This is a genomic window from Alcanivorax sp. (genome assembly GCF_051117345.1).
Lineage (GTDB): Bacteria > Pseudomonadota > Gammaproteobacteria > Pseudomonadales > Alcanivoracaceae > Alcanivorax.
Genome location: NZ_JBNPEC010000014.1, coordinates 1 through 7,335, shown reverse-complemented (window position 1 = coordinate 7,335; position 7,335 = coordinate 1). Strand labels below are relative to the sequence as shown.

7 protein-coding genes are annotated in these 7,335 nt (G+C 59.9%); 4 read left to right on the top strand and 3 right to left on the bottom strand.

Features of this window, described 5'->3' with window-relative positions; translation table 11 throughout:
- The coding region (mnmD, locus tag ACFE0K_RS01390) for a tRNA (5-methylaminomethyl-2-thiouridine)(34)-methyltransferase MnmD (protein WP_434534354.1) at positions 1–1,442 on the bottom strand (1,442 nt) is incomplete at its 3' end.
- A 16-nt stretch (positions 1,443–1,458) separates the two neighbouring features.
- Positions 1,459–2,292: a hypothetical protein gene (locus ACFE0K_RS01385; protein WP_434534353.1), complete on the bottom strand. Its 834-nt coding sequence runs from the start codon at positions 2,290–2,292 to the stop codon at positions 1,459–1,461.
- A gap of 108 nt (positions 2,293–2,400) precedes the next feature.
- Here ACFE0K_RS01385 and ACFE0K_RS01380 point away from each other — a divergent pair, with 108 nt between their 5' ends.
- Positions 2,401–4,956 carry an ATP-binding protein gene (locus ACFE0K_RS01380; RefSeq protein ID WP_434534352.1) on the top strand — a complete coding sequence of 852 codons (2,556 nt, stop codon included), beginning with the start codon at positions 2,401–2,403 and terminating at the stop codon, positions 4,954–4,956.
- A gap of 34 nt (positions 4,957–4,990) precedes the next feature.
- Here the strand turns inward: ACFE0K_RS01380 and ACFE0K_RS01375 are convergent, their stop codons facing one another.
- Positions 4,991–5,284: a hypothetical protein gene (locus tag ACFE0K_RS01375; protein ID WP_434534351.1), complete on the bottom strand. Its 294-nt coding sequence runs from the start codon at positions 5,282–5,284 to the stop codon at positions 4,991–4,993.
- A gap of 235 nt (positions 5,285–5,519) precedes the next feature.
- Here ACFE0K_RS01375 and ACFE0K_RS01370 point away from each other — a divergent pair, with 235 nt between their 5' ends.
- The 3 genes from ACFE0K_RS01370 to ACFE0K_RS01360 form a co-directional block, all read left to right on the top strand.
- On the top strand, positions 5,520–5,966 hold the full coding sequence (locus ACFE0K_RS01370) for a hypothetical protein (RefSeq protein ID WP_434534350.1): 447 nt from the start codon (positions 5,520–5,522) through the stop codon (positions 5,964–5,966).
- 139 nt (positions 5,967–6,105) lie between these two features.
- On the top strand, positions 6,106–6,837 hold the full coding sequence (cmoA, locus tag ACFE0K_RS01365) for a carboxy-S-adenosyl-L-methionine synthase CmoA (protein WP_434534349.1): 732 nt from the start codon (positions 6,106–6,108) through the stop codon (positions 6,835–6,837).
- On the top strand, positions 6,837–7,335 hold a 499-nt coding region (locus tag ACFE0K_RS01360), incomplete at its 3' end, for a DUF1698 domain-containing protein (protein ID WP_434534348.1). The genes cmoA and ACFE0K_RS01360, both read left to right, overlap by 1 nt.

The window sequence follows — 7,335 nt, the reverse complement described above, 5'->3', positions numbered from 1 at the left end:
TCGTTCAGGGCCGGGGTCAGGTAACCACCGTGGCATTGGGCCTGTTGCCAGCGTCGGGATGCCTCGCAGGCCCGGCAATAGCTCACCTGACCACGGATATGTTTGAGCGGTAACCAGCCCAGGCCGTGAAGGGACTGGCTGTGACCGGCGGTGCAGAGGACGACGGCATCGGCACTGAGCGTTTCCCCGTGCTCCAGCGCCACCTGGGCCGGGGCGCCTTCTTTCAGGGAGACCACCCGGGCCGGCGCCTGGCTGATGGCGGGATGGTTCAGCAGATGCTGGCACCAGCGGGCCGGCCTCAGATAGCCGCCGCCGAGCAGTTGCACGGCATTATCGCCGTGAGGCTGAAGCAGCTCCTGTGGCCAGGCACCGGTTGTCATGGCCTGCTCCAGCTTGTCTCGCTGGCGCTCATCCACGTAGTGCTGGATCACCCCGTTCAGGTTGCCGTCTTCCGGCTGTGCCGGGTATCCGTGGCGTTGCAACCAGCGCAGGGCGTGGCCGTAGCTTTGCTGATAGAAGCGGTTCTGGGCGGTGAGATGGGGGCTGGGGGTGCTGTAGACCACCCCGGCCAGGTTGCCGGAGGCATGATTAGCGATGCCATCCGGGTCCAGCACCGTTACCCGGCAGCCCCGCTCGGCCAGGGCCCGGGCTGTGGTGGACCCGGCGAGTCCGGCACCGACTACCAGGACGTGGCCCGTTGCCGGTGCGGGGTGGGGGGCTTCCTGGCCTTCGATCTTGCCAACCAGCATATGCCGTTTGTGGCCGAAACCATCGCGCTTGTGCATGACAAAGCCGACCTCGGCAAGTCCGCGACGGACAACCCCGGCGGCAGTAAAGGTGGCCAGGGTGGTGCCGGGCCGGCTGAGTCTGGCCAGTTGGGCGAACAGTTCTGGCTGCCACATGTCCGGGTTGCGGGCCGGGGCAAAGCCGTCCAGAAACCAGGCATCCACCGGGTGGTGGAACTGTGGCCACAACGCCAGGGCATCGCCATGGAGCAGGGTCAGCTGCACACGGGGGTGTAGCTGGAGGCGGTGAAAGCCGGTAGTCGGGGCCGGATACTCTGACAGCAACCTCTCTGCCAGCGAGGCCAGCGCCGGCCAATGGGCCAAGGCTCTGGCCAGATCCGCTTTGCGTAGTGGGTGCTTTTCCACGGAGACCAGGTGCAGCCGGGCGCTGTCCGGGGCGTGCTCCAGAAAATCCCGGGCAGCCAGCAGGCAATTCAGACCCGTACCGAAGCCGGTTTCACCGATAACGAAATTAGCGCCTGCGGCCAGTGCCCGGAAGCGCTCCGGCAGCCGGTTGCCCTGCAGAAACACGTAATCGCTTTCTGCCATGCCGTCCTGGCGGGAGAAATAGGGATCGTCAAAGTCCACCGCCACCGGGGTGGTCTCTTGCCAGTCAACGGTGGCCGGCTGGATGGGTGAGAAGGTTGGGGTTGTCATGGTTACAGGCCGCAAGCTACAAGCTACAAGCTGCAACGCGAATCCCGGTTTGTCTGTGTTGCAACGCTGGCGCCGCGTCCAGATTCTGGGTGTGGCTTGTCGTGTTCAAGAAAGACAGAACCTCGCCCAGTTCAGAATCGCGGGCAGAGAGTAATTGTTCTGCCCGGCTTTTATCCGCGTTGTCGCTTGAAGCTTGCGGCTTGCTGCTGTCTTTCTGTGCCGCCTTGAACTCGGCCAGCGCGCGTTTGCCATGCTGCAACAGCCAGCGGGGACTTTGCTGGTAACTGGCATTGTTGATGCGTATGTAAACCCCATCAATCAGGGTCACCAGCAGGGACTGGTTCTGGATAGGCCTCCCCTTTTCCACCCAGCGCATTTGGGCCTGGGCGGAGGGATGGCCTTCCAGATCCAGCAGGGTTTCGCTGAGGATGGTCAGGGCATTGGCGCTGTCTTGCAGGGCCTGGTTCACCCGTCTTTGTCGTACCTCGCTGTAGTAACTGGCGACAGCCCGCTCCGCCGGCATGTTATCCCAGCCCGCAGGCAGGCCGCTGAGGGTCAGTGATAACTGCTCTTTTTTATCTTCACTTCGATAATGCAGGGTGCGGCCCCGTTGGGTGCTGATTTCCCCGTCCAGTTTCAGGCCGGCCAGTTGCTGGGGGACCTGGAAGTAAGACAGGTCCACGGCCTGGGCGGTTGGTGTCACCGGCCCGCGTTGCTCGTCGCTTGATCCAGTGCTGAGTCTTGGCAGCTTCTGGGCCGTAGGGGGCTGCTCACGGTTGGGCTGAGTGCCGCAGGAAACCAGGCCCAGCAGGGCGATCAGCGGCAACAGATAGCAAACTTTTACATTCATTGTTGTCATCATGAGGCAAGGTGTTCCCGGTTTACCTGATGTGGCGGCGATTTTCTGGTGGCACAATACAAGATACCCGATGAGGATACCCTTTATAGGGAAAGGCGGATGGAAAAACCATCACAGAACGGTATGCGCACTGGCGTTGCAATGGCATTGCTGTTTGCCATTATCACCGTCCCCTTTGCGATTGCGTCTTTCCTGATGGTTCAACATCGCCTGGATCTGCTGGCGGGCTACAAGACCATGCAGGGCGATCTCAGGTTGTTCGAAAGTGGCCTGACGGCCTTTTCGCCCCTGGATGACATGCGTGACCTGGCGCCGGTGATGATCCATACCCAGCATCCGGAGATCGTGTCCCGTTTTGAGCTCAGCGCGGCGAGAGCGGACAGCCGGTTACAGGCCTTTCTGGAGCAGGTGCGTGAACGGGACATACCTGGCCTGAATGACCAAGCTGGACTGCTTAGCGAAACCTGGGCGGGTCTGACCGTGAAAACCGGTATTCCCCTGGAAGACGTGGCGGGTCCCTACGATAACGTCAATCGCATTGCCCAGCGTCTGGGCAATGCCCTTTCCTCAGTGCTGATTGCGTCGGATATGTCAGTGGGGGAGGGATTGGAGCCCAATGAAGTGCTGTCCCTGACGTTGGGCTCGTTTCGTCAGGCGCAGAATGACATCGGGTTGATTCGTGCGCTGGCGCTTTATGTCAGTCAGCGTGGTGGTTACCTGGGGGATAACGACGCCCGTCGTCTGGAAAATGCCTGGCAGCGTCTGCAGCAGCAGCTCTCGGTTATCGACAGCGAAATCAAGGCGCTGTCCGCCAGGACCGGTGCCATCGAGCTGCAGCAGCAGTGGCGGCTGGTGAAGGACGAACTGCAACGATTTCTGTTGTGGTCTGAACAAGAGCTGATTCTGGCGCCCCGGGTCCAGGTAAGCTGGGAGCAGGCCTATGATCGCAGCCGCCATGCCATGCAGTCGCTGGCAGGCTTGTCTGACAGCCTGGTAGAGCTGTCGGTGCAGCTGGTGGAGCACACGCGCGAGGAAAAACTGCGAGGCAGCATTTTTCTGATGCTGGCGGTGCTGTTGCTTTATGCCATGGTATTGGGCTTGGCCCTGTTGGTTTACCGCTCCAATTCCCGCGCCATCAGTGCCCGGGCGGAAAGTCTGGCCAAGGGGCAGTTCCTTGCTCGTATGAGCCACGAAATTCGTACTCCCCTCAATGGGGTGATCGGGCTGGCCGAGTTGTTACGCGAAACCGATCCCACTCCCCGACAGCAGGAATACATCAGCCTGATCGACAGTGCCGGGCGCACCCTCACCGCGCTGATCAATGATGTGCTCGATTTTGCCAAGATTGAGGCCGGTAAATTGCAGTTGGTGGAAGAGGAGTTTGACCTGCCCCTGCTGATGGCCGAGTGCGCCCAGATGTTCAATCTGCCCGCCAGTGATAACGGCACCCTGGTGCTGCTCGATATGGATAGCAATACCCCTTCCCGGGTGGTGGGTGATCCTACCCGGCTGCGTCAGGTGCTGATCAACCTGCTGGGCAACGCCGTCAAATTTACCCGAAACGGCAGAGTGGTACTGTCTCTGGCCTATCGCCAGGTAAGCCAGGAACAGCCCTTGTTCAGCTTTGCCGTGACCGATACCGGCATTGGCCTCAGTCAGGAAGAGCAGGCCCGGTTATTCCAGCATTTTGCCCAGGCCTCTGCGGATACGGCGAAACGCTTTGGTGGCACGGGGTTGGGATTGTCTATCAGCCGCGAACTGGTGGCGTTGATGGGCGGAGACATCCATGTGGAAAGTGCTCCCGGTAAGGGGGCCCGTTTCAGTTTCAGCGTTCAGATGGCGGCGGACAAAGGGGATGTGCCGACGATGGAGCAGGAGGCACCGCCGGCCTGGTTGTGGGATGTGCAGGGAAACCTGGCGGACTGGATGCTGGCGGACCGGCGGTTTCAGGCGGTGCACCGGGTCAGTAATAGCTCGCAACTGGCGGCGCTGGGGTCACTGGAAGGGGCCGGGGTCCTGTTGATCAACGGTATGCCCGACCGGGACCTGCTGGAGGAAGCCCTGCAGATGGTGCGTATCAGTCAGGCGCCGTTGCAGATTTTGCTGCTGACCGGGATGCGCTGTGATGCTCCGGACTGGTTACCTCCACAGGTGCAGCTGCTGCGTCGTTCGGTGCTTACGGTGAACGAACTCAAGCAGTTACTGGGGCGGCAGATACCCAGCAGTATTCCGATTATTTCACAGGAGGAAGGGGAAGAAGCCGTTGCCGCACTGCAGGTGCTGGTGGTGGAGGACAACCCGGTGAACCAGATGGTGACAAAGGGGTATCTGGAGCGGTTGGGTATCGGCCGGATTGATATTGCCGAAGATGGCGCCCGCGCGCTGGACATGTTCCAGCAAGCTGCCGGTAATTATGACCTGGTACTGATGGACCTGGATATGCCGGTGATGGACGGGTTCACCAGTGCCGCTCGAATGCGCGATTGTGAAGAACGTGAACACTGGCCCCCTTGTCAGATCCTGGCGCTGAGCGCCCATGCGGTATCCGAACTGGGAGGGCGGGTACAGCGAGCAGGGATGAACGGCCAGTTGATCAAACCGCTTTCTCTGACCGCTATGCGCGATGCCATTGCTCGGTACCTGGGGAGTCTGTGAATAACGCTTTGTAGGCTCAGCAGCCTGATAGACGTCAAGGCATCAGGTATTCGAGAAAATCCTGAAAGGGGAGTGGCATCAAGGGGGCCAGTGTCACCAGTATCCCCAGCATGACCAGCACCAGGAATTCCAGGCGCCAGGCCTGGTGACGCCGCCATCCATGAAAGCACAGGGCCACGGCTGTCAGAACCACGCCGCCATGGAAACTGGCCATGCTCACCAGTTGCCACTGCACATCCTGTAAAGCCAGCATCACTCCACCGAACATCAGAAGCAGGGCTCCGCAGGTCAGGGCATTAGCGGCGTCATGCTTGCGGAAAGTGGACATACCGGTGTCTCCCGTCGATTGAATGGTCTTGTCTGGAAGCCTAAGCAATAGTTATGCCTGTTTCGGTCAGGGATTCTAGGAAGGATTAATGACTGCCGTATGAAGCCAGAATATTGCATTTCGTCACTTTTTTGCCATCTTTATGTGTGAGAGTGGTTAACTTGTGTAGTGTTTAATTCGTATAATCCGCCTCCGACGATTGTGTCTTTCGGGTTTTGGGATAGAGGGTTCCTGCATGCGTTATTTGTCTTTTGTCCTGTTTGCTGTGTTGGCGCTGCCGGCCCATGCACAAATCAGTAGCGGCATGAGCGAGCGGTTGTGTCTGGCGGCGAGTCAGGAGAGTGCGTTCGGCGCTCTGGTCGATGATCTGATTGAAAGCGATGAGCTGGCGTTGACCTCAGGTGAGCAAGTGCTCTCCTTGTCCTGCCAGGATGGCAGCAGCGTGCTGGAAAAGATGGTACTGGCCCGCCAGGCAGAGAATCTGGAATACGCGGTGATTGATCTGGGTCTGAATCTGAGCGCCTCCCGGGTAGCTCTCCATGGCCAGACCTTGCCTCTGAAAGAAGCCCTGCAGCGCCTTGGTGAACAGGGTGACAGTGACGTTCAGGATTTCGTGCGAAGCTATCTGAGCGATCTGGCCGATGAAGACTTCAACCCCAACCTGCGGGTCAGCCTGAAGTAAGTGAAGCGCTGAATGCCCGGCGTCGGACAACAAAAACGGATGACGTGAAGAAGATGCCTCTCGCTGATTTGCGTGAGGCATTCCTACCTACCGGTATCACCCGCTATAATTCGCCCCGCATTGTGATACCGGAACCCCTATGTCTGACCAGCAGGACCGTATTTACGCCACGGCGCACCAGCAGGTGACCCGCTTTTCGTTCGATGACACCGTGGTGCGTGTCTTCCCGGACATGATTCGACGTTCGGTGCCGGGCTATCCCACCATCATCGACATGATCGGGGTCCTCGCCGCCCGTTACGCCCAGCCGGATACCTGTCTCTATGATCTCGGCTGTTCCCTGGGTGCAGCCACCACGGCCATGGCAATGTTGACTGCAGATCAGGGCAACCGGCTGATCGCCGTGGATAATTCTGCGGCCATGATCCGTCAGGCGAGCACACTGATTGCAGAAACCGGGCAAAGCGAGCGGGTCAGTCTGCTGGAAGGTGATGTAGCCAGCATGGATTTCGAACCGTGCTCCATGGCGGTGCTCAATTTCACCTTGCAGTTCATTGCCCCGGACAAGCGCGACGCCCTGATTCAGCGTCTTGCCGACGCTACCGTGCCCGGCGGTATTCTGGTGCTGTCGGAAAAGATCCGCTTTGCGGACGATGCGGAGAATGCCCTGCAGACCGAGCTGCACCATGCTTTCAAGCGTAACAATGGCTATTCGGATCTGGAGATCAGCCAGAAACGCACCGCGCTGGAAAACGTGCTGATACCGGAAACCCTGGCGGATCATGAAGCGCGTCTGCGTCGGGCCGGTTACCGGGAGATCCATGTCTGGTTCCGCTGCTTCAATTTCGTCTCTCTGCTGGCGGTGCGCTGATGCTGAAGGACTATCTGCAGCAGTGTGAAACGGCGCTGCGGGAACTCTATGCCCAGCCCCAGCGGGACACGCTGATGGCCCTGTGTCGGGATCGCCTGCTGGATAACCCCCATGGTGATTTGCCCCGCTGGCTGGCGGCGCTCAACGCGCTGCCCGAGGGGCCGGCAGACTGTGATTTCGCGGCGGATACCCTGCGCATCGGCAAGCCCGGCGAGGTTGATCCGGCGGACGTGAAAGGGGCTCTGGAGGGGCTAATTCCCTGGCGCAAGGGGCCCTTTGATTTCTTCGGCGTGCAGATCGACACCGAATGGCATTCTGACTGGAAGTGGCAGCGGGTCGCACCACATTTGTCTCCCCTGGCCGGACGGCGGGTGCTGGATGTGGGCTGCGGCAGCGGCTATCACTGCTGGCGAATGGCGGCGGCCGGTGCGGGGCAGGTGGTGGGACGCGATCCGACCATCCTGTTTCTGGTGCCGTACCTGGCGGTGCGCCGCTTCG